Origin of the sequence: Enterobacter sp. BIDMC 27 (genome assembly GCF_000534415.1) — a bacterium.
Classification (GTDB): domain Bacteria; phylum Pseudomonadota; class Gammaproteobacteria; order Enterobacterales; family Enterobacteriaceae; genus Enterobacter; species Enterobacter hormaechei_C.
The window spans coordinates 4574549-4600557 of sequence record NZ_KI973178.1 but is presented as its reverse complement, the minus strand read 5'-3'; the positions used below and the strand labels follow the sequence as shown (position 1 = coordinate 4600557).

23 protein-coding genes are annotated in these 26009 nt (G+C 55.8%); 12 read left to right on the top strand and 11 right to left on the bottom strand.

Features of this window, described 5'->3' with window-relative positions; all coding sequences use genetic code 11:
- The first annotated feature begins 299 nt into the window (after positions 1–299).
- From kduI to L463_RS01235, 3 genes are all read left to right on the top strand, one after another.
- Entirely contained in the window at positions 300–1136 is an 837-nt protein-coding gene (gene kduI / locus L463_RS01225) for a 5-dehydro-4-deoxy-D-glucuronate isomerase (protein ID WP_023304358.1), read from the top strand.
- A gap of 63 nt (positions 1137–1199) precedes the next feature.
- On the top strand, positions 1200–1961 hold the full coding sequence (gene kduD, locus L463_RS01230) for a 2-dehydro-3-deoxy-D-gluconate 5-dehydrogenase KduD (RefSeq protein WP_003862835.1): 762 nt from the start codon (positions 1200–1202) through the stop codon (positions 1959–1961).
- A 312-nt stretch (positions 1962–2273) separates the two neighbouring features.
- On the top strand, positions 2274–3689 hold the full coding sequence (locus L463_RS01235; RefSeq protein ID WP_023295370.1) for an arabinose-proton symporter AraE: 1416 nt from the start codon (positions 2274–2276) through the stop codon (positions 3687–3689).
- Between the two features lie 86 nt (positions 3690–3775).
- Here the strand turns inward: L463_RS01235 and L463_RS01240 are convergent, their stop codons facing one another.
- Genes L463_RS01240 through L463_RS01255 form a run of 4 tightly spaced genes read right to left on the bottom strand, consistent with a single transcriptional unit; the run spans position 3776 to position 8001 of the window.
- Positions 3776–5062: an ABC transporter substrate-binding protein gene (locus L463_RS01240; RefSeq protein ID WP_017382862.1), complete on the bottom strand. Its 1287-nt coding sequence runs from the start codon at positions 5060–5062 to the stop codon at positions 3776–3778.
- Positions 5063–5075: 13 nt separating this feature from the next.
- Entirely contained in the window at positions 5076–6203 is a 1128-nt protein-coding gene (locus tag L463_RS01245) for an ABC transporter ATP-binding protein (protein WP_023295369.1), read from the bottom strand.
- Positions 6204–6215: 12 nt separating this feature from the next.
- On the bottom strand, positions 6216–7118 hold the full coding sequence (locus tag L463_RS01250) for a carbohydrate ABC transporter permease (protein WP_017692724.1): 903 nt from the start codon (positions 7116–7118) through the stop codon (positions 6216–6218).
- Positions 7111–8001 carry a carbohydrate ABC transporter permease gene (locus L463_RS01255; protein ID WP_023304356.1) on the bottom strand — a complete coding sequence of 297 codons (891 nt, stop codon included), beginning with the start codon at positions 7999–8001 and terminating at the stop codon, positions 7111–7113. Before L463_RS01255 ends, L463_RS01250 begins: the two co-directional genes overlap by 8 nt.
- A gap of 544 nt (positions 8002–8545) precedes the next feature.
- Between L463_RS01255 and wzz(fepE) the strand changes: the two genes are divergently transcribed.
- Positions 8546–9682: an LPS O-antigen length regulator Wzz(fepE) gene (gene wzz(fepE), locus L463_RS01260; protein ID WP_017382859.1), complete on the top strand. Its 1137-nt coding sequence runs from the start codon at positions 8546–8548 to the stop codon at positions 9680–9682.
- A 33-nt stretch (positions 9683–9715) separates the two neighbouring features.
- Here the strand turns inward: wzz(fepE) and L463_RS01265 are convergent, their stop codons facing one another.
- Positions 9716–10039 carry a cupin domain-containing protein gene (locus L463_RS01265; protein ID WP_015571763.1) on the bottom strand — a complete coding sequence of 108 codons (324 nt, stop codon included), beginning with the start codon at positions 10037–10039 and terminating at the stop codon, positions 9716–9718.
- A gap of 135 nt (positions 10040–10174) precedes the next feature.
- Here L463_RS01265 and L463_RS01270 point away from each other — a divergent pair, with 135 nt between their 5' ends.
- Positions 10175–10867 (top strand): aspartate/glutamate racemase, encoded by a 693-nt coding sequence (locus L463_RS01270; RefSeq protein WP_017382858.1) that lies wholly within the window; start codon positions 10175–10177, stop codon positions 10865–10867.
- Here L463_RS01270 and L463_RS01275 read toward each other — a convergent pair.
- On the bottom strand, positions 10862–11788 hold the full coding sequence (locus L463_RS01275) for a LysR family transcriptional regulator (protein WP_017692726.1): 927 nt from the start codon (positions 11786–11788) through the stop codon (positions 10862–10864). The genes L463_RS01270 and L463_RS01275 overlap by 6 nt on opposite strands.
- Positions 11789–11908: 120 nt before the next feature.
- Here L463_RS01275 and lysA point away from each other — a divergent pair, with 120 nt between their 5' ends.
- Positions 11909–13171 (top strand): diaminopimelate decarboxylase, encoded by a 1263-nt coding sequence (gene lysA, locus L463_RS01280; protein ID WP_032673316.1) that lies wholly within the window; start codon positions 11909–11911, stop codon positions 13169–13171.
- Here the strand turns inward: lysA and L463_RS01285 are convergent.
- A complete protein-coding gene (locus L463_RS01285) occupies positions 13141–14178 on the bottom strand; it encodes a LacI family DNA-binding transcriptional regulator (protein ID WP_003862814.1) in 1038 nt (345 codons plus the stop codon). The two genes, lysA and L463_RS01285, sit on opposite strands and share 31 nt — an antisense overlap.
- Positions 14179–14477: 299 nt before the next feature.
- On the opposite strand from L463_RS01285, the gene L463_RS01290 reads away from it, so the two are divergent.
- From L463_RS01290 to L463_RS01305, 4 genes are all read left to right on the top strand, one after another.
- Positions 14478–15803, top strand: coding sequence for a PTS sugar transporter subunit IIC (locus tag L463_RS01290; protein ID WP_032102923.1), 1326 nt, complete (start codon positions 14478–14480; stop codon positions 15801–15803).
- Between the two features lie 7 nt (positions 15804–15810).
- Positions 15811–17238, top strand: a complete 1428-nt coding sequence (locus L463_RS01295) for a glycoside hydrolase family 1 protein (protein ID WP_032102922.1) — start codon at positions 15811–15813, stop codon at positions 17236–17238.
- Between the two features lie 78 nt (positions 17239–17316).
- The gene (locus L463_RS01300; protein ID WP_003862809.1) at positions 17317–18090 is read left to right on the top strand and encodes a GntR family transcriptional regulator; all 774 of its coding nucleotides are present in this window, start codon (positions 17317–17319) and stop codon (positions 18088–18090) included.
- Positions 18087–18563, top strand: a complete 477-nt coding sequence (locus L463_RS01305) for a GNAT family N-acetyltransferase (RefSeq protein WP_023314773.1) — start codon at positions 18087–18089, stop codon at positions 18561–18563. Before L463_RS01300 ends, L463_RS01305 begins: the two co-directional genes overlap by 4 nt.
- Here the strand turns inward: L463_RS01305 and galR are convergent.
- Positions 18518–19540, bottom strand: a complete 1023-nt coding sequence (galR, locus tag L463_RS01310) for an HTH-type transcriptional regulator GalR (RefSeq protein ID WP_003862806.1) — start codon at positions 19538–19540, stop codon at positions 18518–18520. The two genes, L463_RS01305 and galR, sit on opposite strands and share 46 nt — an antisense overlap.
- A gap of 617 nt (positions 19541–20157) precedes the next feature.
- Between galR and aas the strand changes: the two genes are divergently transcribed.
- On the top strand, positions 20158–22317 hold the full coding sequence (gene aas, locus L463_RS01315) for a bifunctional acyl-ACP--phospholipid O-acyltransferase/long-chain-fatty-acid--ACP ligase (protein ID WP_032102920.1): 2160 nt from the start codon (positions 20158–20160) through the stop codon (positions 22315–22317).
- Positions 22310–23503 carry a lysophospholipid transporter LplT gene (lplT, locus tag L463_RS01320; RefSeq protein WP_032102918.1) on the top strand — a complete coding sequence of 398 codons (1194 nt, stop codon included), beginning with the start codon at positions 22310–22312 and terminating at the stop codon, positions 23501–23503. Before aas ends, lplT begins: the two co-directional genes overlap by 8 nt.
- A 93-nt stretch (positions 23504–23596) precedes the next feature.
- On the opposite strand, the gene L463_RS01325 is transcribed toward lplT, so the two are convergent.
- The 3 genes from L463_RS01325 to mutH form a co-directional block, all read right to left on the bottom strand.
- Positions 23597–24637, bottom strand: coding sequence for an NADP(H)-dependent aldo-keto reductase (locus L463_RS01325; protein WP_032102917.1), 1041 nt, complete (start codon positions 24635–24637; stop codon positions 23597–23599).
- A 132-nt stretch (positions 24638–24769) separates the two neighbouring features.
- The gene (locus tag L463_RS01330; RefSeq protein WP_003862794.1) at positions 24770–24988 is read right to left on the bottom strand and encodes a YgdI/YgdR family lipoprotein; all 219 of its coding nucleotides are present in this window, start codon (positions 24986–24988) and stop codon (positions 24770–24772) included.
- A 128-nt stretch (positions 24989–25116) separates the two neighbouring features.
- Positions 25117–25809 (bottom strand): DNA mismatch repair endonuclease MutH, encoded by a 693-nt coding sequence (mutH, locus tag L463_RS01335; RefSeq protein ID WP_032102915.1) that lies wholly within the window; start codon positions 25807–25809, stop codon positions 25117–25119.
- Positions 25810–26009: the final 200 nt, after the last annotated feature.

The window sequence follows — 26009 nt, the reverse complement described above, 5'->3', positions numbered from 1 at the left end:
ATGCACTCCTTTGAACGCGTAATGTAGGTTGAAAACTAGGTGATAAATTATCAAAACGTTGTTTCATTATGTGTGACTGACAGCGCACTTTCTCAGTTTCATTAACCAGATTGAGGGTCTTAAAGATTTATCGTGATCGAAACACCATTTCTGGCATAAACAAGCAGAAAAAATGAAACGTTGTTTTAAATGCAATTGAAAACCCCGTGATCAGGGGATAATATGTGTTCATCACGAAAACGGAACGTTGTTTCGTTAATTATCTTTGCCTTCGGGCACGATCAATTCTGGAGGTTTACGTGGACGTCAGACAAAGCATCCACAGTGCGCACGCTAAAACGCTGGATACTCAGGGGCTGCGCAGTGAGTTTTTAGTTGAGCAAGTGTTCGAAGCCGACAAGTACACCATGCTCTACAGCCATATTGACCGCATTATTGTGGGCGGGATTATGCCGGTGGCGAAAACCGTCTCCGTGGGCGGTGAAGTGGGCAAACAGCTGGGCGTGAGCTACTTCCTCGAACGCCGTGAACTGGGCGTGATTAACATCGGCGGGCCGGGCACCATTACCGTTGATGGCCAGTGCTACGAAATTGGTCACCGCGACGCGCTGTACGTCGGCAAAGGGGCGAAAGAAGTGGTGTTCGCCAGCATTGATGGCAGCAAACCGGCGAAGTTTTACTACAACTGCGCCCCGGCTCATACGACTTACCCTACCAAAAAAGTCACGCCAGCGGATGTTGCCCCGGTGACCCTTGGCGATAACCTCACCAGCAACCGTCGCACCATCAACAAATACTTTGTTCCGGATGTGCTGGAAACCTGTCAGCTCAGCATGGGGCTGACCGAACTTGCGCCGGGCAACCTGTGGAACACCATGCCGTGCCATACCCACGAGCGCCGCATGGAGGTCTACTTCTATTTCAACATGGATGAAGACGCCTGCGTGTTCCACATGATGGGACAGCCGCAGGAGACGCGCCATATCGTTATGCACAACGAGCAGGCGGTCATTTCGCCGAGCTGGTCCATCCACTCTGGCGTGGGAACGAAAGCCTATACCTTTATCTGGGGTATGGTCGGTGAAAACCAGGTCTTCGATGACATGGACCACGTCGCTGTTAAGGATCTGCGCTAGTCGCAGGCAGTTAAGTATATATCTGCCTGTTGCTGACAGGCGCTGAACGATTAAGGAATAAACATGATTCTGGATGCATTTTCTCTGCAAGGTAAAGTGGCTGTGGTTTCCGGTTGTGACACCGGGCTGGGGCAGGGTATGGCGTTAGGTCTGGCTGAAGCGGGCTGCGATATCGTCGGGATTAACATCGTTGAGCCAACGGAAACCATCGAGCGCGTTACCGCACTGGGCCGCCGTTTCCTGAGCCTGACCGCGGACCTGCGCAAAATCGATGCGATCCCTGAGCTGCTGGATCGCGCGGTGGCGGAGTTTGGGCATATCGATATTCTGGTCAACAACGCCGGCCTGATCCGTCGTGAAGACGCGATTAACTTCAGCGAAACGGACTGGGACGACGTGATGAATCTGAACATCAAGAGCGTGTTCTTTATGTCCCAGGCGGCTGCGAAGCACTTCATCGCCCAGGGGAAAGGGGGCAAGATCATCAATATTGCCTCCATGCTCTCTTTCCAGGGCGGCATCCGCGTGCCGTCTTACACCGCATCGAAGAGTGCCGTGATGGGCGTGACCCGTCTGCTGGCGAACGAGTGGGCGCAGCACAACATCAACGTCAACGCGATTGCGCCGGGCTACATGGCCACCAACAATACCCAGCAGCTGCGTGCGGATGAAGAGCGCAGCGCGGCAATCCTGGAGCGTATTCCAGCGGGTCGCTGGGGTCTGCCGAGCGATCTGATGGGCCCGGTTGTGTTCCTGGCGTCCCCGGCTTCGGATTATATTAACGGCTACACCGTTGCCGTTGACGGCGGCTGGCTGGCACGATAATTCAGCCCGAATAAAGAACCTCTGCCCTCGGGTGGAGGTTTTTTTTGCGCCAAAATTGGCTTTATCCATATCCTTAAAGATGAAAAATCCATACTGAAAAGGAATGAATGACAGGTATCACACATTTATTGCTTAAATATTAACTAATTAATAAAAAATAAGGTTAAACCACCCTGATTTGAAATTGTAATGTCCATCACAGATCGGTATGTCGTAGCGAAATAATCCATATCTTCACCAGTTCCGGCCTGACACTTTCTTCCGGTATCTCGTAATTTCACTTAACGAATTTCGCTGTTGAGGCAGGAAACTATGACATCTGTAAATGACTCTACCCTTATGCCCGCTGCGCTGCGCGATACCCGACGCATGAACCAGTTTGTTTCTGTTGCGGCCGCCGTAGCCGGTTTACTGTTTGGTCTGGATATCGGCGTTATCGCTGGCGCACTGCCCTTTATTACCGACCACTTTACGTTAAGCAACCGCCTGCAAGAGTGGGTGGTGAGCAGCATGATGCTGGGTGCGGCCATCGGCGCACTGTTTAACGGCTGGCTGTCGTTCCGTCTCGGGCGCAAATACAGCCTGATGGTTGGGGCGATCCTGTTTGTTGCCGGTTCCATTGGCTCGGCGTTTGCCATCAACGTTGAGGTGCTGCTGCTCTCCCGCGTGCTGCTGGGCGTGGCGGTGGGTATCGCGTCCTACACCGCGCCGCTTTACCTCTCCGAAATGGCGAGCGAAAACGTGCGCGGGAAGATGATCAGCATGTACCAGCTGATGGTGACGCTCGGTATCGTGCTGGCGTTCCTGTCGGATACATACTTCAGCTACAGCGGCAACTGGCGGGCAATGCTTGGCGTGCTGGCGCTGCCTGCGGTGCTGCTGATTGTGTTAGTCATTTTCCTGCCGAACAGCCCGCGCTGGCTGGCGCAAAAAGGGCGTCACGTGGAGGCGGAAGAGGTGCTGCGCATGCTGCGCGACACGTCTGAAAAAGCGCGTGAAGAGCTGAACGAAATCCGCGAGAGCCTGAAGCTGAAGCAGGGCGGCTGGTCGCTGTTTAAGGCAAACCGCAACGTGCGCCGCGCGGTGTTCCTCGGCATGCTGTTACAGGCGATGCAGCAGTTCACGGGGATGAACATCATCATGTATTACGCCCCACGCATCTTTAAAATGGCCGGTTTTACCACCACCGAACAGCAGATGATCGCCACGCTGGTGGTAGGGCTGACCTTTATGTTCGCCACCTTTATCGCGGTGTTCACCGTTGATAAGGCCGGACGTAAACCGGCCCTGAAAATTGGCTTTAGCGTGATGGCGCTCGGCACCTTAATACTCGGCTACTGCCTGATGCAGTTCGATAACGGCACGGCGTCAAGCGGCCTCTCCTGGCTCTCCGTCGGCATGACCATGATGTGCATCGCCGGTTACGCGATGAGCGCCGCGCCGGTGGTGTGGATCCTGTGCTCTGAAATTCAGCCGCTGAAATGCCGTGACTTTGGTATCACCTGTTCCACCACCACCAACTGGGTGTCGAACATGATCATTGGCGCGACCTTCCTGACGCTGCTGGATGCGATTGGCGCGGCAGGCACCTTCTGGCTCTATACGGTGCTGAACGTGGCATTTATCGGCGTGACCTTCTGGCTGATTCCGGAAACCAAAGGCGTGACCCTGGAGCATATTGAACGCAAGCTGATGAGAGGGGAGAAACTACGTAATATCGGCGTGTAATGTCATTGCCGGGTGGCGGCTACGCCTTACCTGGCCTACGATAGCCTGTAGGCCGGGTAAGGCGTAGCCGCCACCCGGCTTTGTGTTTACCGCATCGCACGTCTCAAAATACGCTCCGCCTGACGCTGGAAGTCAGCGGCCGTCTCTTCCACGGTTTTCTGCCCGTAGTCGATATACTGCAAAGAGGTACCGAACTGCGCCACAATCTGTGGGTCGTCAAAGTATGGCGAGACGGTGAGTTTCGCCGGCAGCGACTGCGCCAGGCGCAGGCCCGCCACGGATGGATCGTCCTCTTTAATGGTGCCGTCTTCGGTCAGATACTGCACCGCCACTTTGCTCAACGGCACGCCGCGCTCAAGACCCAGCGTATCAACCCCTTCTTTGCTGTTGAGCAGGAAGTTAATCAGCTTCGCTGCCGCTTCCGGGTTTTTGGTCGTCTTACCAATCGACAGCATCTGCGCCGGTTTGAAGAACAGACCCGCGTCGGTGGCGCCCGGCAGCATTGGGTAGCTGCCCAGCTCCAGTTTCGCCGGTGGCTTCAGGTTGTCGGAATATTTGTTGATGGTGGAGTTCCACATGTAGGTGCCGCCCCATTCACCCTGGATCCACGGCTTCATCTCATACATGTTGCTCTTACCGAACGAGGCATAGTATTTGGTGTCCGGCATGACGTGGCTGTCGATCAGCTTTTTGTAGGTCTGGAAAAACTCCACCCACTGTTCCTTTGTGTAGCTGAACTTTTTGGTTTTCTCATCCACCGCAGGAATGTTGTACTTCTGGATCATGTACGAATTCAGCAGCGCCAGCGTATCCTGGTGCTCCAGGATCACCGGGTAGTATTGCTTGCCGAGCTTGCTCTCGAAGGTTTTACCGGCCGCCATCAGCTCGTCCCAGGTTTTCGGGTACGCAATACCCGCTTTTTTCCAGGTTTCGTCATTGAAGTAGAACACGCGCGCCGTCACCGAGATCGGAATGCCGTTCAGCTTGCCGTCCACGGTGGTGGTTTGCAGCTCTTTGGGATCGAACTGCGACAGGTCGATCACGTCCTTCATCTTGTTCAGATCGTAGAAGCCGTCACCGGTTTTGGAGAAGATCGGCAGCCAGTTCCAGTTGGTCTGCATCACGTCCGGCTCGGTGCCGCCCGCAATCTGGGTGGTCAGACGGGAGAGGTGACCGTCCCAGCCGGTGTATTCCGCTTTTACGTTGATGTCCGGGTTCTGCTTATGGAACTCTTCCAGCGCTTTCAGAGTGACCTGGTGACGGCCATTGCCGCCCCACCAGGACATCCGTAAATCCACATTCTGCGCCATCGATGGCAAAGCGGTAAGGCCCAGGGTCGCGGAGATTGCTGCGCTTAAAAGCACTTTTTTCATTTTTATCACTCCATCAGAGAGAGAGGTTCTGTTCAGTTTTTGCGTCAAAAATATGACACTTGTTCATCTCAAACGTGAAATACACCTTACGATGAAGCCCTTTATCAATCATTGGCTTAGCTTCATCGGACGGGATTCGGGCGGTCAGTTCGTAGTCCGCGACCTTCAGGTACACAAAGAATTCGTGGCCCATGTTCTCCACGCGCACCATCTCCCCGCTACAGCCGCCATTCGGGAAGGGCTCATCAGAGAGCGACACAAATTCCGGGCGCACGCCGTAGAAGATCTCCTGACCCGCGTAAGCCGCGACTTTCTCCTGCTTCTCCGCGTTCAGCGGCATGGTTTCATCGCCAATGGCGATGTGCAGCTGGCCCGCTTTTTCGACCAGCACGCTTTTGCGTATATTCATCTCCGGCGCGCCGATAAAGCCCGCCACGAACATGTTCTTCGGCTTGTGGTAGAGGTTGTCCGGCGTGTCCACCTGCATGATATGGCCGAGCTTCATCACGCAGATGCGGTCGCCCATGGTCATCGCTTCGGTCTGGTCGTGGGTCACGTAAACGGTGGTCGCCGGTTTTCCTGACTTCTTCAACTGCTTGTGCAGGTCAGAAATACGGATACGCATCGAAGCGCGCAGTTTGGCGTCGAGGTTTGAAAGCGGCTCATCGAACAGGAACACATCCGGCTTTTTCACAATCGCACGGCCTACCGCCACGCGCTGCGCCTGGCCGCCGGAAAGCTGGCGCGGCAGGCGGTCGAGCAGCTCTTCCAGCTCAAGAATTTTGGCGGCTTCATTCACCTGAGACTCAATCTGATCTTTCGGCAGTTTGCTCAGCTTGAGACCAAAGGCCAGATTCTCGCGCACCGTCATGTGCGGATAGAGGGCGTAGTTCTGGAACACCATTGCAATACCGCGCTCTTTCGGCGCGAGGTTGTTCACGATCTTGTCGCCGATGCGCACCTCGCCGCCACTGATGGTTTCCAGCCCCGCCAGCATGCGCAGGGTCGTGGATTTGGCGCAGCCGGATGGGCCGACGATCACCATGAATTCCCCTTCAGCAATTTTAAGATCGATAGCGTGTACCGCTTTAAAGCCGTTGGAGTAGACCTTTTCCAGCTTGTTGAAAATAACTTCAGCCATGGTATTTCCCTCTTAACCTTTAATTCCGCTGCTGGTGACGCCCTGTACGAAGTAGCGCTGTGCCAGGAAGAAGACAATGATGGATGGCAGAATGGAGATGCTCGCCATTGCCAGAATTTCGTTCCACGGCGCGCCTTCGGTGACGTCGATGGACATTTTCAGCGCCAGTGCGATGGGGTATTTATCCACGCTGTAGACGTAAATCAGCGGCCCGATAAAGTCGTTCATGGACCACATGAACTGGAACAGGGCGACGGAGATAATGGCCGGTTTCAGGATCGGTACCACCACGTACCACAGCACCTGGAAGGAGTTACAGCCGTCAATCTGCGCCGCCTCTTCCATGTCACGCGGGACGCCGCGCAGGAACTGGATCAGCATGAAGACGAAGAACCCCTGAGTGGCGAAGGCCAGCGGCAGGTACAGCGGCATATAGCTGTTGAGCATGCCCATTTCACGGAACATGAGGTACTGCGGGATCAGCAGCACGGTGCTGGGCAGCAGCATGGTGGTGATGAGCGTGGCGAACCAGAACTTCTTCCACGGGATCTCGAAGCGGGCAAAGCCGTACGCCACGATGGTGGAGGAGATAATGGTCAGGATCACTTTCGGGATCACATACTTAAAGGTATTCAGCATGTAATGGCCGAAGTTGTACTCGGTGCCGGTTTTCCAGCCGTTCACGAAACCATCCCAGGTGGCGTGGGCTGGCCACAGGCTCAGTGTGGTGAAGATCTCGTGGTTCGGTTTGAACGACGCGGAGAACATCCACACCAGCGGGTAAAGCATCAGCAGGCCGACAACCAGCAGGATCACATAGCGAACGGAGGCGTTGATTTTCTCTCTGCGCAGCGTGCGGGCCACTTCGCGTTCGGCGACGCTTCTTGCCGTGGAGAGTTGTTGAATATCAGCCATTTTTGCCTCCTTTATCGGCGGAGTAGAACACCCAGTATTTCGACGACTTAAAGGCGATACCGGCGAAGACGGCCACCACCAGGAACAGGATCCACGCCAGCGCCGCGCCATAGCCCATATCGAAATACTTGAACGCGGTGTCGTAGATGTAGAGCGAGAACAGATAGGTCGAATAGGTTGGCCCGCCGCCGGTAATGACGTACGGCCCGGTAAATTCCTGGAACGCCTGCGTGGTCTGCATGATGAAGTTGAAGAAGATCACCGGCGTAATCAGCGGCACGGTCACCTTCATGAACATCTGCCATTTCGATGCGCCATCGATCATTGCCGCTTCATACTGGGACTGCGGTACGTTTTGCAGCGCGGCCAGGAAGATGACCATCGCGGAACCGAACTGCCAGACGCGCAGCAGGGTAACGGACATCAGCGCCAGCGACGGCTCGCCCAGCCAGTTCACCGGATCAAAGCCAAATACACCGATAAAGCTGTTCAGCAGACCATCAATGGCAAATAAGGCGCGCCACAGTACGGCAATGGCGACGGAGCTGCCGAGGATCGACGGAATATAGTAGGCCGTTCGGAAAAAGCCGATGCCGCGTAATTTAAAGTTCAGGACAAAGGCAATTCCTAATGCAAAGGCGAGCTTTAACGGGATGGTTAAAAATACATAGGCAAAGGTCACGCCCATGGATTTCCAGAAGAGCGTGTCTTCGGTAAACATGTAGCGATAGTTTTCGATGCCGTTAAACACCGGCGGACTCATCAAATCGTAATCCGTAAAGCTGAGGAAAAACGATGAGACGAAGGGGAATGCCGTAAAGATTATCAGCCCGATGATATAGGGTGATATCCATGCGAGCCCCAGCAGCTTGTTTTCATTCATACATACCTACCTGGCAATCAATGGTTTAATACGAAATCTGCTTTGTTACATTTTCCCGGGCCTGCGATGCGCGGCATGGGAGCTGAAATTCAGGGTGCAACGTCTGGCAACGGCAAAACCTACGTTTGTTTTTTAACGCTTTTTTGTCTTTCTTCATGCTGTAAGCGCTTCTGGTTTCAAAAGAGCTGAACCGGTGTTCTTGGATACTAAAACATCGTTTTATTTTATATTATTGCGATTTATTTCTGCGTCATTCGCTTAATGGTGGAAATGTGATCGGCGTCGAAACGCTGTTTCAATATAGTGAGGGAGGTGGCATTTTTGACTTTCCATGGACGTTCGCCGCGGCCCATGAGGAAGAGATAATGAAGCAAAAGGGGAGCAGGAATAACAATAGTCACGCAGCGTGGCTAACTACCAGATCTGATAGCAGGTCTACAGATGTACCAATTCGTCATTCAGATAATTCTTACATTCTTGTATGATTTGTTACACCGGAACCAGTCAGGCAGAATTTCACTGCATCCTTAAAAGAAGAACAGTTATGTCAGCGATGGATTTCAAAAAACATACGGATCTCAATTTTCCTCACTATGCTCCCCCGGCGGTCAGCGCTAAAGAAATAGATCTTCTGGGTCTGCTGGACGTCCTGCTGGCAGCAAAAAAACGCATCATCACCATTGTCTTTGCATTTGCACTGGTCGGCCTGGCAATCGCTTTTCTGATACCGCAAAAATGGACCAGTAAAGCGGTCATTACGCCCGCGGAACAGACGCAGTGGAGTTCGCTGCGCCAGATGATGGTGGCGCTCCAGGTGCTTGATGTCGACGTGAAAATTACCCGTGCGGATGTGTTTAATCTGTTTATCAAAAAGTTTCAGTCCCAGTCTCTGCTTGAAGAGTACATGAAGAGCTCACCTTACGTGATGGCTCAGCTCGATGGCGCTCAGGTTGACCCGCTGGAGCTGCACCGCGCGGTGGTCAATATTGCCGAAAAGATGAAGGCTGTTGATAACACGCAGGAAAAAAATGCCGATAAAGCACCGTACCTCTCCTGGACGTTAAGCTTCACTGCCCCAACGGCAGAGGACGCGCAGAAAGTGTTGAATGGTTACATTCAGTACATCTCCCGCATCGTCGAGCAGGAGACCATGCAAAACATTCGCGATCAGCTGATCCTGAGAACCAAAACGGTTCAGCAGCAGCTGGAGCTGGATCGGGTCCGTCTGACAAATATCCATAATACCAACCTGCAACGCCTGAACTACTCGCTGGAAGTGGCGAACGCGGCAGGGATCAAAAAGCCGGTCTACAGCAATGGACAGGCGGTGAAAGACGATCCGGATTATTCCGTCGCCCTCGGTGCGGACGGGATTGCGCAGAAATTGCAGATTGAAAAAAATCTGAAGGATGTTTCTGAGCTGAACGCCGATTTCCAGAACCGCGAATACTATCTGGCACAGCTGCAAAAACTTTCCTTCGAAGATGTGAGCCTGGAGCCGTTCAAATACCAGCTTTCACCTTCTATGCCGGTGAAAAAAGATGGCCCGGGCAAAGCCCTGATCGTGCTGCTGGCGTGTATTCTGGGTGGACTGTTCGCCTGTGGCAGCGTGCTGCTGCGCGAGGCAATGAGCACCCGCAACCCGCTGCCGGAACAACTTCCTGAGCCGGTTACGGAATAACTTCAAAAAAGGCGCTCAACTGAGCGCCTTTTTTTATTTCAGGAAATCTTCGCGAACCGGCGTAAAGGTATCCAGCAGGGTGCCGGGTTTCAGGCAAACGCAGCCGTGCATCACGTGCGGCGCTTTATAAAGGGTGTCGCCCGCCATCACCACATGCTTCTCCTCGCCGATGGTGAACTCAAACTCCCCCGAGAGAACGTAGGTGAGCTGCTCATGCGGGTGGTTATGCATCGGGCCAATCGCGCCTTGCTCGAAATTCACTTCCACCGCCATCATCCTGCCGTCGTGCGCCAGAATACGACGCGTCACGCCGTTGCCCAGATCCTCAAGCGTGGTCTCTTTATGGAAAATAAACATATTTTCGCCCTGTTATGTAATGAAACATTGTTTCAATTAATTTATCTCACCCGCGGCGAAAAGGAAACGTTTAGCCAAATAACTGGAAAGGCGATCACAAGTTTGCTTCACTGGGTGAAACGCACAGGAGGAAAGATGAAAACGATCGGTCTGTTAGGGGGCATGAGCTGGGAATCAACGATCCCGTACTACCGCCTGATTAATGAAGGTGTCAAACAGCGTCTGGGCGGTCTGCATTCGGCCAGCCTGCTGCTGCACAGCGTGGATTTCCATGAAATAGAAGCCTGCCAGTCGAGCGGGGAGTGGGACAAAGCCGGGCAGATGCTGGCGGACGCCGCGCTCGGGCTGGAGCGTGCGGGCGCGCAGGGTATTCTGCTGTGTACCAACACCATGCATAAGGTGGCGTCGCACATTGAAGACCGCTGTTCGCTGCCGTTCTTACATATCGCGGATGCCACCGGGCGTGCCATACGTGCCGCCGGCATGACGCGCGTGGCGCTGCTGGGGACGCGCTACACCATGGAGCAGGATTTTTACCGCGGGCGGCTGAACAGCCAGTTCGGGATTGAAAGCCTGATCCCCGAAGAGGCCGACCGGGCGCGCATTAACCAGATTATTTTTGATGAGCTGTGTCTGGGCACCTTCAGCGAAACGTCGCGCGCATGGTATGTCAGCGTGATTGAGAAACTGGCGCAGCAGGGGGCGGAAGGGGTCATCTTCGGCTGTACCGAAATTGGCCTGCTGGTGCCGGCAGACCAAAGCCCGATACCGGTCTTCGATACCGCCGCCATCCATGCCGCCGATGCGGTGGAGTTTATGCTGTCATAGTGGTTTTTGCAGGTCAGGTAAGCGAAGCGCCACCTGACGCGCGTGCGCAATCAGGTGTTCACTAAACGCATCAACCAGCGCTGAGGCGGGCCGGTGCAGCGGGCGGATCAGGCTCACGGTAAAGGGAACGGAAACGCTAAAACGGCGCAGAACCACGCCGCTGCTGGCGTAGTCCATGGCCGTGAGCGGGTTCACCACCGAAATACCCACGCCCGCGCGCACCATCGCGCAAATAGACGCCGCACTGTGCGTTTCCATCACCATCCGCCGCTTCACCTGATGTTCGGCAAACAGGCCATCCAGAAGCTGCCGGTAGCTGTCGGTCTGCGACAGGCTGATATAGTTCTCACCGTGAAAATCCGCCGGCGTCAGCTCCGCTTTGTGGGCAAGCGGGTGGCTGGCAGGTAGCACGCAGACCTCATCCAGCGACAGCAGCTCCGTGCGTTCCGTTCCCGCTGGCGTGACGAGGGTTTCGGTCAGACCCAGATCGTGGCGCTGGGCCGAAAGCCACTCCTCCAGCAGCGGCGACTCCTGCGGCACGATGGTCAGGCTGACCTCCGGATAGCGGGCCAGAAACGGCTGTAACAGTACCGGCAGGAATGACTGGGAAAAGACTGGCAGGCAGACGATGGACAGCTCGCCCTGGCGGAACTCCCTCAGGCTCTCTGCCGCGCTCACGATCCTGTCCAGCCCGTACCAGGAGCGCTGAACCTCCTCAAACAGGCGTAAACCCTGCACCGTTGGATGTAGCCGGCCGCGGGTGCGTTCAAACAGCTTCAGCCCCAGCACTTTCTCAAAACGCGCCAGCTCGCGGCTGACCGTCGGCTGCGAGGTGTGCAGCATGTGCGCGGCTTCAGTGAGATTGCCGGTGGTCATTACCGCATGAAAAATCTCGATATGGCGTAGGTTAACGGCGGGCATAGGGCACCTGATGGCTGAGCGTAGTCCATATCATTTTTGCATAGACTCACGATAAAACGATATTTTTTATTCTCTTCAGGCTATGGCGTAATGATAAAAAACAGATTTCCGGAGACGACCATGCCACGCCCACTCAACCAGACTGAGACCGATTTAAACGCCGATAACCTGCTGCGCCTGCCTGCCGAATTCGGCTGCCCGGTGTGGGTCTACGATGCGCAGATTGTGCGCGAGAAGATCGCCGCGCTGCATCAGTTTGATGTGGTGCGTTTTGCGCAGAAGGCCTGCTCCAATATTCATATTCTGCGCCTGATGCGCGAGCAGGGCGTGAAGGTTGACTCCGTATCGCTGGGTGAAATCGAACGTGCGCTGGCGGCCGGGTTTGATCCGAAAGCCGACAGCGACGCGATCGTCTTCACCGCTGACCTGATTGACGACGCCACGCTGGCGCGCGTGCACGAGCTGCAAATCCCGGTCAATGCCGGTTCGGTGGATATGCTGGAACAGCTTGGGCAGGTCTCTCCTGGCCATCGCGTCTGGCTGCGCATCAACCCGGGCTTTGGTCACGGTCACAGTCAGAAAACCAACACCGGGGGCGAAAACAGCAAGCACGGGATCTGGTATGCCGATATGCCTGCGGCGCTGGAGGTTTTACAACGCTACAACCTCAAGCTGGTGGGCATTCACATGCATATCGGGTCCGGCGTGGATTACGGCCATCTTGAGCAGGTCTGTGGCGCTATGGTGCGTCAGGTTATCGATTTTGGTCAGGATCTGGAGGCGATCTCCGCCGGGGGAGGGCTTTCGATTCCTTACCGCGAAGGGGAAGAGGCGATCGACACGGATCACTATTACGGCCTGTGGAGCGCCGCGCGTGACAGCATCGCCGCCCATCTGGGCCATGCGGTGAAGCTGGAGATTGAGCCGGGTCGTTTCCTGGTTGCCGAGGCCGGCGTGCTGGTGGCGCAGGTGCGGAGCGTGAAGGAGATGGGAAGCTGTCACTTTGTGCTGATTGATGCTGGCTTCAACGACCTGATGCGCCCGTCCATGTACGGCAGTTATCATCACATCACCGCGCTTGCCGCCGATGGCCGCGATCTGGTCAACGCCCCGCGCATCGAGACCGTTGTTGCCGGCCCGCTGTGTGAATCCGGTGACGTCTTTACTCAGCAGGAAGGCGGGAAAGTCGAAACCCGTTCGCTGCCAGAGGTAAAACCGGGAGATTATCTGGTGCTGCATGATACCGGTGCGTACGGGGCGTCTATGTCTTCCAACTACAATAGCCGCCCGCTGCTGCCGGAAGTATTGTTTGATAACGGCGTGGCGCGGCTGATTCGCCGTCGCCAGACCATTCAGGAGCTGCTGGCGTTAGAGCTGGTCTGATTAAACCAGGGCCCCGTCGTCACCGAATCGCGTAACACCAGCGTGCCGGTGAACGGCGGGATCGCTTCAACCGGCTGGTTTTTTGCCAGCCGGATCGCCTGGTCGATCGCCGTGACGATCATGTTGTCGATCGGCAGATACACCGACGACAGGGCAGGCTCCAGCCACTTTGCGCTGGGGGCATCGTCAAAACCAAACAGCGAAATATCCTGCGGGATCTTCAGCCCGGCCTGGTGTAATGCTTTGGAGGCGCCCAGGGCCATATCATCGTTACAGGCAAACAGGGCGCTGAACGATGTCTTTTCCGCAATCAGCTCCTTGCACAGCTCGTAACCCCGCGTCATGCCTGCATCGCCGTATTTAATCCGCCGCTCGTCGAGACGAATACCGTGCTTCTCCAGCGCCTTACGGTAGCCCATCAGTCGCGCTTTACCCGTTGGCGTGTGGATCGGGACGGTGATACAGGCGATCTCCCGGTGGCCCTGGCTTATCAGGTAATCCACCGCTTTGAAGGCTGCGTCCTGCTGTTCAAAGAAGACGCAGCGATCCGCCGCCTGGCTCACTTCACGGTTAATGATCACCAGCGGCGTCTGCACGCTGTTGATCAGCTTCAGGATCGTCTTTTCGCTCATGTAACGCGTATACAGCACGATGGCGTCGCACTTGCGATCGGCGAGCATCTGGACCGCCTGTTCTTCCTGCTCAGGGGCGTCGTGACCGTCGGTAACAATCAGCTGTTTTCCGTGCTTTTCGGTCTGCCGTGACGCCTGCTGTAGCAAACGACCAAAGTAAAAACCGTCGAACGTCGAGACGACCAGACCAATGCTGTTGCTGGTCTGGTTAGCCAGCGAACGCGCGAGAAAGTTCGGACGATAGCCCAGCTCCTCCATCGCGCGAAATACCTGCTGACGCGTGCTCTCTTTAACCTGACCTGTGCCGTTCAGCACGCGCGAAACGGTGGCCTTCGACACGCCCGCACGCAGTGAGACATCCAGCATTGTTGCCATTCGAAATTCCTGTTTCCACGTAATGGTTTGCAGTTTAACACAGACCATCCGGCGCATAAGCGACGTGGGAAGGGCAAAACCCCATAACGATCACGCTTTTCGGTAACGATCCTCGCCCGCGGGATAAATGCCTGTCATTGGCATGCCAAAATGGTGATAAATCGCAATCTGGAATACCTCTTACCTCATTGAGAGCTTAATCACAGAACAAAGCGCCTGTGGACGCTATTTTTGGCATACCAATAGTATCCGGCTGTCCATCTTATTCAATAAAAGCCCTTTTACTGAGGTATTACCCTATGGCATTTCAGGAAAAACTGATCGACGCTCTGGGCAGTTTTGCCACCACCTTCAACAGCTATCGCTATATCCAGGCGATTAAGTCTGCGTTTATTACCTTAATGCCGGTCATCATTGTGGGGGCGTTCTCGGTACTGATCTCCAATATGGTGCTGGATCCGAAAAACGGCCTGGCGAGCTTTCAGTCGCTGTCGTTTCTGGCGGCGTTAAAGCCGATCACCAGTGCGCTGAACTATGCCACGCTCAACTTTCTCAACATCGGCGCGGTGTTTTTAATCGGCATTGAGCTGGGGCGTATTAACGGCATTAAGTCCCTGTTCCCCGGCCTGCTGGCGGTGATCTGCTTTATCTGCGTGACGCCGACCACGGTGGAAATGCTGGTGGACGGCGAGATGCACGTGGTGAAAGACGTGCTGCTGCGCCAGTTCTCGGATACCCGCAGCCTGTTCCTCGGCATGTTTATCGCCATCCTGTCAGTGGAGATTTACTGCTGGCTGGAAAACCGCAAGGGGCTGAAAATCAGGATGCCGGACACGGTGCCGCCGAATGTCGCCGCGTCGTTCTCTGCGCTGATCCCGGCCATTATCACCACCACCGCCATCGCCACCTTTGGCTTCGTGTTTCATCGGGTTACCGGAATGTATCTCTACGACGCGGTTTACCAGGTGGTGCAACAGCCGCTGGAGCGCGTGGTGCAAAGCCTGCCGGGGATCCTGCTGCTGATGTTTGTCGCCCAGCTGTTCTGGGTGATTGGTATTCACGGCAACCAGATGATCAAGCCGATCCGCGAGCCGCTGCTGCTGGGGGCAATCACTGTCAACATGAGCGCGTTCGAGCAGGGCAAAGAGGTGCCAAACATCATCACCATGCCGTTCTGGGATGTGTATATGAGCATTGGCGGCTCAGGGCTCACTATCGGTCTGCTGATCGCGGTGATGATTGCCACCAAACGCAAAGAGATGAAGGAGATCGCCAAGCTCTCCATCGGTCCTGGCCTGTTTAACATCAACGAGCCGGTGATCTTCGGGATGCCAGTCATGCTCAACCCGATCCTGGCTATCCCGTTCATCATCACGCCGCTGGTGACGGGCTCGATTGGCTACTTTGCCACCGTGACCGGATTTGCCGGGAAAGCCGTGGTGATGGTGCCCTGGACCACGCCGCCGCTGATCAACGCCTGGCTGTCAACCGCGGGCTCCATGGGGGCGGTGATCACCCAGTTTATCTGCATCGTGACTGCGGTGATCATCTATCTGCCGTTTGTGAAAATTGCCTCACGCCGCGCAGATCAGGCCGCACTGCAACAAGCCACCGATAACGCATGAGGACAGGATGAGCATAAAACAGATAACCATACCGCCAGATTTTATGCTGGGCGCGGCGGCATCGGCCTGGCAGACCGAGGGCTGGAGCGGCAAAAAGCCGGGGCAGGATTCGTGGATCGATCTCTGGTACAAGAACGATCGTCACGTCTGGCACAACGGCTACGGCCCGGCGGTGGCAACCGACTTTATCAATCGCTTTCGCGAAGACGTGGCGCTGATGAAGCAGGCGGGACTGACGCACTATCGCACCTCGATCAACTGGTCGCGCTTTTTGACCGACTATGAAAACGCCACCGTAGATGAAGAGTACGCCGCCTATTACGACGCGCTGTTCGATGAAATGCACCGTCAGGGCATTGAGCCGATGATCTGCCTGGAACACTACGAATTGCCGGGCGTGCTGCTGGAGACCTACGGCGGCTGGGCGTCGAAGCACGTCGTCGAGCTGTTCGTTCGCTATGCGGAAAAGGTGTTTGAGCGCTTTCACGGCAAAGTCACCCGCTGGTTTACCTTCAACGAGCCGATTGTGGTCCAGACGCGCGTCTACCTCGACGCGCTGCGCTGGCCCTATGAGCAGAACACCAGCACCTGGATGCAGTGGAACCACCATAAGGTGCTGGCGACGGCGAAAGTGGTGAAGCTGTTTCGCGAGAAAGGGTATGACGGCTCGGTGGGCTGTATTCTTAACCCGGAAGTGACCTATCCGCGCTCGCGCGCGCCGCATGACGTGCGGGCGGCAGAGATGTACGATCTGTTCTATAACCGCGTCTTTCTTGACCCGCTGGTGCACGGGCGCTATCCGCAGGCGCTTTTTACCCTGCTGGCGCAGCATCAGGTGCAGTGGGAATACACGGCTGACGAGCTGGCGCTGATTGCCGACAACACCGTCGACGAGCTGGGCATTAACCTCTATTACCCGCATCGCGTCAAAGCCCCGTCCCGCGCCTGGCACCCGGAGACGCCGTTCCACCCGGCGTACTACTACGAGCCGTTCGAACTGCCGGGGCGGAGGATGAACACCTCCCGCGGCTGGGAGATCTTCCCGCGCATTATTTACGACATGGCGATGCGGATTAAAAATGACTATCGCAACATTGACTGGTTTGTAGCGGAAAGCGGGATGGGCGTGGAGAACGAAGCGCAATTTCGCAATCGCGACGGCATTATCGATGACGCGTACCGCATTGCGTTTCTCAGCGAACATCTTTATTACACGCTGCTGGCGCGGGAGGCGGGGGCTAACTGCCACGGCTATATGCTGTGGGCCTTCACCGACAACGTCTCCCCGATGAACGCGTTTAAAAACCGCTACGGGCTTATTGAGATCGACCTTGAAAACCATCGCGCACGGCGGGCAAAGAAATCGGCATCCTGGTTTCGCCAGCTGCGCGATGAGCGTGTGCTGACGCTCAGGGTTGACGATGAATGGAAGTAAGCCTTCTGGTAAAATAGCGCACAAACTGGCCGGGAGGACGTCCGGCCCGCGCATTAACTGAAAAACACAGGTGAAAACGTGGATAAGGCTGTCATCCTGCCGGAAAAAAAACAGTACCAGGAGATTGGCGAGGATTTACGGGCGCAGATTATCCAGGGGCATTATCCCGTGGGATCGCGTCTGCCGCCGGAGCGCAACATCGCCGAGACGTATGGCGTGAGCCGCACTATCGTGCGCGAGGCGCTGCTGATGCTTGAGCTACAGGGGACGGTGGATATTCGCCAGGGGTCTGGCGTGTACGTGATGCGCATTCCGGAGGAGCATGAAAACGAGGAAGAGCGTTTTCTGAACAGTGACGTGGGTCCGTTTGAAATTCTCCAGGCGCGTCAGCTGCTTGAAAGCAACATTGCCGCCTTTGCCGCAAAAATGGCGACGCGGGCGGATATCGACAACCTGCGCCGCATCATCGAGCAGGAGCAACGGGCGATTGCCGCCGACGATCGCAGCCAGGACAACAACAAAATGTTCCACCTGGTGCTGGCGGGGGCCACACAAAACCAGATGCTGCTGGCGACCGTTGAAAGCGTCTGGCATCACATGGACAGCAGCCCGCTGTGGCAGCAGTTCAACGGCCACATCGCCAGCCGCGCCTGGCGGCTGAAATGGCTCGGCGACAGGCAAACCATTCTCGCTGCGCTCCGCCGCCGCGACGTGATGGGGGCGTGGCAGGCGATGTTCCAGCATCTTGAAAACGTCAAAAAGAGCCTGCTTGAGCTGTCAGACGAAGACGCGCCCGATTTTGACGGCTATCTCTTTGAATCGGTCCCCCTTTTCCAGGGGAAGCTGGTGTGAATATACTGCCGCTTCACGCTGCGCCGCAGTTTACACAGCAGGTGATCGACTGGATCTGGAACGCGTTTGGTGAAGGTATGCCGCGTGCCTTTTTCCAGAGCATTGTCGAGCACAGCCTCATGCCGGGCGAGTTACCGCTCACCTTTATTGCCGTTGAGGATGACCAGCTGCTGGGCACCGTTGGGTTATGGCGTTGCGATTTAATTTCCCGGCAGGATCTCCACCCCTGGCTGGCTGCGCTGTATGTCGATGAAGCCGCCCGGGGAAACGGGCTGGCGGGAAAACTTCAGCAGCATGTTATCGGCTACGCGCGACGCGCCGGGTATCACGAGCTGCATCTCTGGTCTGCCTGCCGCGACTTCTACGAACGTTACGGCTGGCACTACATCGGCGATGCGCTGGAATACCCGGATAAAACCGTCCATCTCTATCGCTGTTCGCTCACGGCTTCCGCGGGCGATACCACCGAGTGACGGCGCACTAAGGTTGGGCTGAACAGGTGGGTAATTTCCGGTGGCGGGCGATGCTCGGCCAGCGCTAATGCCAGTTCTGCCGCCTGCGTTGCCATGGTCACAATCGGGTAGCGCACGGTGGTCAGGCGAGGGCGCACGTAGCGCGATACCAGCACATCATCAAAGCCAATCAGCGAAATTTCTGCCGGGACGTCAATCCCGTTATCATTCAGCACGCCCATTGCGCCGGCGGCCATGGAGTCGTTATAGCTGGCCACGGCGGTGAAATTCCGCCCGCGGCCCAGCAGCTCCGTCATCGCCTGCTCGCCGCCACTCTCATCCGGTTCTCCGTACGCCACAAGACGATCGTTGCACGGCAGACCGGCTTCGCGCAGCGCGTCGTAATAGCCCTGAAGGCGATCTTCCGCATCGGAAATTGGGTGGTTGGAGCACAGATAACCAATGCGGGTATGGCCCTGCTGGATCAGGTGACGGGTTGCGAGCCATGCGCCGTAACGGTCGTCGAGCGCCACGCAGCGGGTTTCAAAACCGGGAATAATACGGTTGATAATCACCATCCCCGGCATCTGTTTCATCAGATGGATCAGTTCGGCGTCGGGGATCATTTTTGCATGGACCACCAGCGCCGCACAGCGATGACGGATCAGCTGCTCAATGGCCTGGCGCTCTTTCTGTTCATTGTGGTAGCCATTACCAATCAGCAGGAAATTTCCGGTGTGATAAGAGACTTGTTCTACGGCTTTGACCATTGCACCGAAAAACGGATCGGATACATCTCCGACCACCAGCCCGATGGTTTCTGTCGACTGCTGGGCAAGGGCGCGCGCGTTGGCGTTAGGGTGATAATTCAGGTTTTCCATGGCGTCCTGCACGGCCTGGCGCGATGCATCACTCGCTTTAGGGGAGTTGTTGATCACGCGGGAGACGGTCGCGACGGAAACACCGGCCAGACGAGCCACATCCTTAATTGTCGCCATTCAATACCTTCTTATAGGGGTAAGCGTTTACACACTAACTAGTGTTGCGGAAAAGCGGCGCGCATTCAAGGGGAGCGGGTAAGCGTCCTCTGCAAACGTGAAGCAGAACATCCCTCGCGGTGTAATCGTTACACGGCCAGTCATGTCTGAATAATGTCAATCTGAACCTTTAGTTACACTTTGCCTCAGGCTGTTGCGATTGTCCGTTAGCAACGATGCGTAGTGAATTGCTAGAGTCGAGATCCCAGAGGTATTGATAGGTGGAATCAACTTCGGTTGATTAACACGATTTACACCAACCTGCGTTTTACGCAGGTTTTTTTTTGCCTGTAAGTTCAACCTGTAACAGCAAAAGAGAATATTCACACCTGGTTGCACTTCGGCTCATTCCCTTGCGTTTTCCCGCTGGCGAAGCCTGTCGCCGGAGGCCACAATCAAGATCCCAGAGGTATTGATTGGTGAGAATTCCTGGTACGTTTTCGTACTCTTCTCTTGCACCAGCCTGCGCGGATGCGCAGGTTTTTTTTCGCCTCTGTTTTTGCTATCGCTCCCTCACTACTTCTCGTGTAATCTGCCACCATTTATACCTTTCACACTGGCTGGCAAAGGGAGTTGAAATGCTTTTTGGGTTCTTCCGCACACTGTTTCGTGTCCTGTTTCGCATCCGCGTGACTGGCGATACGCAGGCACTCTATGGCGAGCGTGTGCTTATCACACCGAATCACGTCTCTTTTCTTGATGGCGTATTGCTGGCGCTGTTTTTGCCCGTGCGCCCCGTCTTCGCGGTTTACAGCTCCATCAGTGAAAAATGGTACATGCGCTGGCTCAAACCGCTGATTGATTTTGTCCCGCTCGACCCAACCAAACCGATGATGATTAAACATCTGGTGCGTCTGGTTGGGCAGGGGCGCCCGGTGGTTATCTTCCCGGAAGGGCGTATTTCAGTGACGGGCTCCCTGATGAAAATTTACGACGGGGCCGGTTTTGTCGCGGCGAAGTCTCAGGCCACCGTCGTGCCGCTACGCATCGACGGGGCTGAGCTGACCTTTTTCAGCCGTCTGAAAGGGCTGGTGAAGCAGCGTCTGTTCCCGAAAATTACGCTGCATATATTACCGCCGACGTCACTGCCGATGCCCGAGGCGCCGCGCGCGCGCGACCGCCGTAAAATCGCCGGGGAAATGCTGCACCAGATTATGATGGAAGCGCGCATGGCCGTTCGCCCGCGCGAAACGCTGTATGAATCGTTGCTGTCGGCGCAGTATCGCTACGGTGCGAAGAAAAACTGCATCGAAGACATCAATTTTACGCCGGATACCTACCGTAAGCTGTTGACCAAAACGCTGTTTGTCGGGCGTATCCTGGAAAAGTACAGTAAACAGGGCGAAAAGATCGGCCTGATGCTGCCAAACGCGGGTATCAGCGCGGCGGTAATCTTTGGTGCCGTGTCCCGGGGCCGCATTCCGGCGATGATGAACTACACGGCGGGCGTGAAAGGGCTCTCCAGCGCGATTACCGCAGCACAAATCAACACAATCTTTACCTCCCGCCAGTTCCTGGATAAAGGCAAGCTGTGGCACCTGCCGGAACAGCTGACGCAGGTGCGCTGGGTGTTCCTGGAAGATCTGAAAGCAGACGTCACGACCGCTGACAAGCTGTGGATTTTCGCGCACCTGCTGATGCCGCGTCTGGCGCAGGTTAAGCAGCAGCCGGAAGATGATGCCATTATCCTCTTTACCTCTGGCTCTGAAGGTAACCCGAAAGGTGTGGTTCACAGCCACAAAAGCATTCTGGCGAACGTCGAACAGATTAAAACTATTGCTGACTTTACCGCCAACGATCGCTTTATGTCAGCGCTGCCGCTGTTCCACTCATTTGGTCTGACCGTGGGTCTCTTTACGCCGCTGCTGACCGGTGCCGAGGTGTTCCTCTACCCAAGCCCGCTGCACTACCGCATTGTGCCGGAACTGGTTTATGACCGTAACTGCACGGTGCTGTTCGGGACGTCCACCTTCCTCGGTAACTACGCGCGCTTCGCCAACCCGTATGATTTCTTCCGCGTACGCTATGTGGTGGCGGGCGCGGAAAAACTCCAGGACAGCACGCGCCAGATCTGGCAGGACAAGTTTGGCCTGCGCATTCTGGAAGGCTATGGCGTGACGGAGTGCGCGCCGGTGGTCTCCATCAACGTTCCGATGGCGGCTAAACCGGGAACGGTTGGCCGCATTCTGCCGGGGCTGGACGCACGTCTGCTGGCGGTGCCGGGTATTGAAGATGGCGGACGTCTTCAGCTGAAAGGGCCGAACGTCATGAACGGCTATCTGCGTGTGGAAAACCCGGGCGTGCTTGAGGCGCCGACGGCCGAGAACGTCAATGGCGAGGTTGAAACGGGCTGGTACGACACGGGCGATATCGTGCGCTTCGACGATCAGGGCTTCGTGCAGATCCAGGGACGTGCAAAACGCTTCGCCAAAATCGCCGGGGAGATGGTCTCTCTTGAAATGGTCGAAACGCTGGCGACCGCCGTCTCGGCGGAGAAAATGCATGCGACCGTGGTGAAAAGTGATGCCAGTAAAGGCGAGGCGCTGGTGCTCTTCACGACAGACGGTGAACTGAAGCGTGACGCGCTGCTCAGGTATGCGCGCGAACACGGTATCCCCGAGCTGGCGGTCCCCCGCGATATTCGTTACCTCAAACAGTTACCGGTGTTGGGCAGCGGTAAACCCGATTTCGTGACCCTGAAGGGCATGGTTGAAGAGGCGGAACAGCAAAATGCGTGAGTCAGTGCACACTAACACTTCAATCTGGTCGAAAGGCATGATGGCGGTTATCGCCGCCCAGTTTCTTTCCGCGTTCGGCGATAACGCGTTGCTGTTTGCCACGCTGGCATTGCTGAAAGCTGAGTTTTATCCCGACTGGAGCCAGCCGATCCTACAGATGGTGTTTGTGGGTGCTTACATCGTATTTGCGCCGTTTGTCGGCCAGTTGGCGGACAGCTTCCCGAAAGGTCGTGTCATGATGTTTGCCAACAGCCTTAAGCTTCTGGGCGCGGCAAGTATCTGCTTTGGTATCAACCCGTTTGTCGGCTACACGCTGGTGGGCATTGGTGCGGCAGCCTACTCCCCGGCGAAGTACGGTATTCTGGGTGAGCTCACCACCGGTGATAAGCTGGTGAAGGCCAACGGCCTGATGGAGTCCTCCACCATTGCGGCTATTCTGCTGGGCTCGGTGGCGGGAGGCGTACTGGCAGACTGGCATGTGCTCGCCGCACTTGGCATCTGCGCCCTGATGTACGGTGGCGCGGTGATCGCCAACCTGTTTATCCCCAAACTGGCCGTGGCGCGTCCGGGGCAATCCTGGCGCTTCGGGCCAATGACCGGCAGCTTCTTCAACGCCTGCCGCGTACTGTGGCGTAACGGTGAAACACGCTTCTCGCTGATGGGCACCAGCATGTTCTGGGGGGCCGGCGTTACGCTGCGTTTCCTGCTGGTGCTGTGGGTGCCGGTGGCGCTGGGCATTACTGACAACGCCACGCCGACTTACCTGAATGCCATGGTCGCCGTCGGGATTGTTGTCGGGGCCGGGGCTGCGGCAAAACTGGTGACGCTGGAAACCGTCGCCCGCTGCATGCCTGCGGGGATCCTGATTGGCGTCGGCGTTCTGTTCTTCTCCCTGCAACATGCCCTATTGCCGGCCTATGTCCTGCTGTTGCTGATCGGCATGTTAGGCGGTTTCTTTGTGGTGCCGCTAAACGCGCTGTTGCAGGAGCGCGGCAAGCAGACCGTTGGGGCGGGTAACGCCATTGCGGTGCAAAACTTTGGTGAAAACATGGCGATGTTACTGATGCTGGGAATTTACTCGCTGGCGGTAAAAGCAGGTGCGCCGGTCGTGGCAATCGGGGTAGGATTCGGCGCGCTGTTCGCGCTGGCGATTAGCGGGCTGTGGGTCTGGCAGCGTCGTCGTTGAATTGTGCGGCCTGATGCCCTCACCCCGGCCCTCTCCCACGGGGAGAGGGTGAAAACCCTAAAAACGGCAACGCACGTTGCCGTTTTGCTTTTATTACGGTGCCGGGTAGGTATAAACCTGATGCACCGCTTCAATCTCCGCTAATACCTCTTCACTCAGGTTCAGATGGAAACTCTCAATATTGGTTTTCAACTGATCCATCGTCGTTGCGCCGAGCAGGGTACTCGCCACAAACGGCTGACGACGCACGAAGGCCAGCGCCATCTGCGCCGGATCGAGTCCGTAGCGTTTCGCGATATCCACGTAGGCCGCAACGGCTTTTTGCGTCTGCTCGCCGCTATAGCGGGTGAAGCGGCTGAAAAGGGTGTTACGCGCGCCAGCCGGTTTCGCGCCGTTCAGGTATTTGCCCGTCAGGGTACCGAAGCCCAGGCAAGAGTAGGCGAGCAGCTCCACCTCTTCGTACTGCGTCACCTCCGCCAGACCTACTTCATAACTGCGGTTCAGCAGGCTGTACGGGTTCTGAATGGTCACGATGCGCGGCAAGTCGTGTTTATCAGCCAGATGCAGATAGCGCATCACGCCAAACGCCGTCTCGTTGGAAACGCCGATGTAGCGGATCTTACCCGCCCGCTGGCACTCCGTGAGCGCTTCCAGCGTTTCCAGCAGGGTAACGGCCGGAGCACTTTCTTTCCAGGTGTAGCCAAGCTTACCGAAGCAGTTCGTCGGACGCTGCGGCCAGTGCACCTGATAAAGATCGAGATAGTCGGTTTGCAGGCGCTTAAGGCTGGCATCCAGCGCGGCACGGATATTCTTGCGATCGAGGATCTGGTTAGGGCGGATCCCGGCATCGTTATTACGGGAAGGGCCGCTGACTTTGGAGGCGATGACCAGCTTTTCGCGATTGCCGCGTTTCGCCAGCCAGTTGCCGACATACGTTTCAGTAAGACCTTGTGTTTCCGGGCGGGGAGGAACGGGGTACATCTCCGCCACGTCAATCAGGTTAATGCCCTGGCTGACGGCGTAATCGAGTTGTGCATGGGCATCGGCTTCGCTGTTTTGTTCACCAAATGTCATGGTGCCCAACCCCAGTTGGCTGATCTCCAGAGCGCTGTGGGGGATACGGTGATAATGCATAGCCGGCTTCCTTTTTTAGACATACAGACTGCGTCAGGAACCTCCCGACAAAGGAATATAAACATGGCAGAGGGAAGGCAAAAGGGGAAGGAAAAAATCAAAAAGGCCAGCAAGCTACTGACCTTTATCTGTTTAACGCTCGATGATCTGGGAGACTTCGTCGCGATTAATCTGCATTTGATTGCCTTCGCGATCGCGGTAACTCACCAGACCGGTATCGTCGTCGACTTCGGGTTTGCCATCGGTCAGGATCATACGACCATCTTTCGTTGACATGACATAGTCGCTGCTGCAACCCGATACCGCAAACGCTAAACCGACTGCTGAGATAATTACTGCCCATTTTTTCATCGTTCTCATCCTCACCTGGCTCGTATCAAATCATAGTGTAGTAATAACCTGATATTACGACAGGTGAAAGGGGGGAAATCTTAAAAAGGAGGAGATTATGTTAGCCGGAGCGCAAAATTGGTAAAAAACTATGTTTTCAACAGGAAGTGGCGTGCCAGCAGCGCCCCGGTGAAATTCTTTTTAAGATAGAAACCGCGCGGCAGCGTCAGGATCGGTTCGCCCTGTGCGCCTACCGCTTCAGTGAGCGCTTTGCTGTTGGCGGCTTTGGGACGAAGTTGCAGCACTTCGCCATGCCGGGCGGTGATACGCTCAACCTGTCCCAGCACAATCATGTCCATCAGCTCTTCCCAGTCCTGGGAAAGCTGTCTCTCCTCTTCTTCATTCGGGCTCCAGAGTAGCGGAGCGCCAACGCGACGTTCTGCCAGCGGGATCTGCCTGTCGCCCTCAACGGGTACCCACAACACCCGCTTCAGCTTATGCCTGACGTGGCTGGTTTCCCATGTCACTCCGCTGTTACCTGTGAGCGGCGCAACGCAGACAAAGGTGGTTTCCAGCGGCCGTCCCTGGCTATCGATGGGGATCGTCTTCAGTTCCACCCCCAGCGCCGCAAAATCTTGCTCGGGTTTACTGCCCGCGCTTGCGCCCAGCCAGCGTTCCAGCAACACGCCGATCCAGCCCTTATCACGCTTTAGATCGTTGGGTATCGTCAACCCCGCCATCACGGCCAGCTCGCCCAGTGAATAGCCTGCCAGACGTTGCGCCTGCTGGAGCAACTGGGCTTCACTGACGGGAGGAGAGAGCTGTGGGGCGAGAGATTGCATGCTAACGACCTTTTGATTAAAAAATGAGCTGATATTTTATCCCTTGTGGACAGAGTTTACCTTTTTCTGCGTACCTATTCCATCTAGATGATTTATATCATCTTTTTTAGAATGTAATCCGTTCCGCGGCGGCTAAAAAACAGGTTGTGCAATTCTGGTCACTGACAATAAACAGGATCTTACACCATGTTATCCACAGA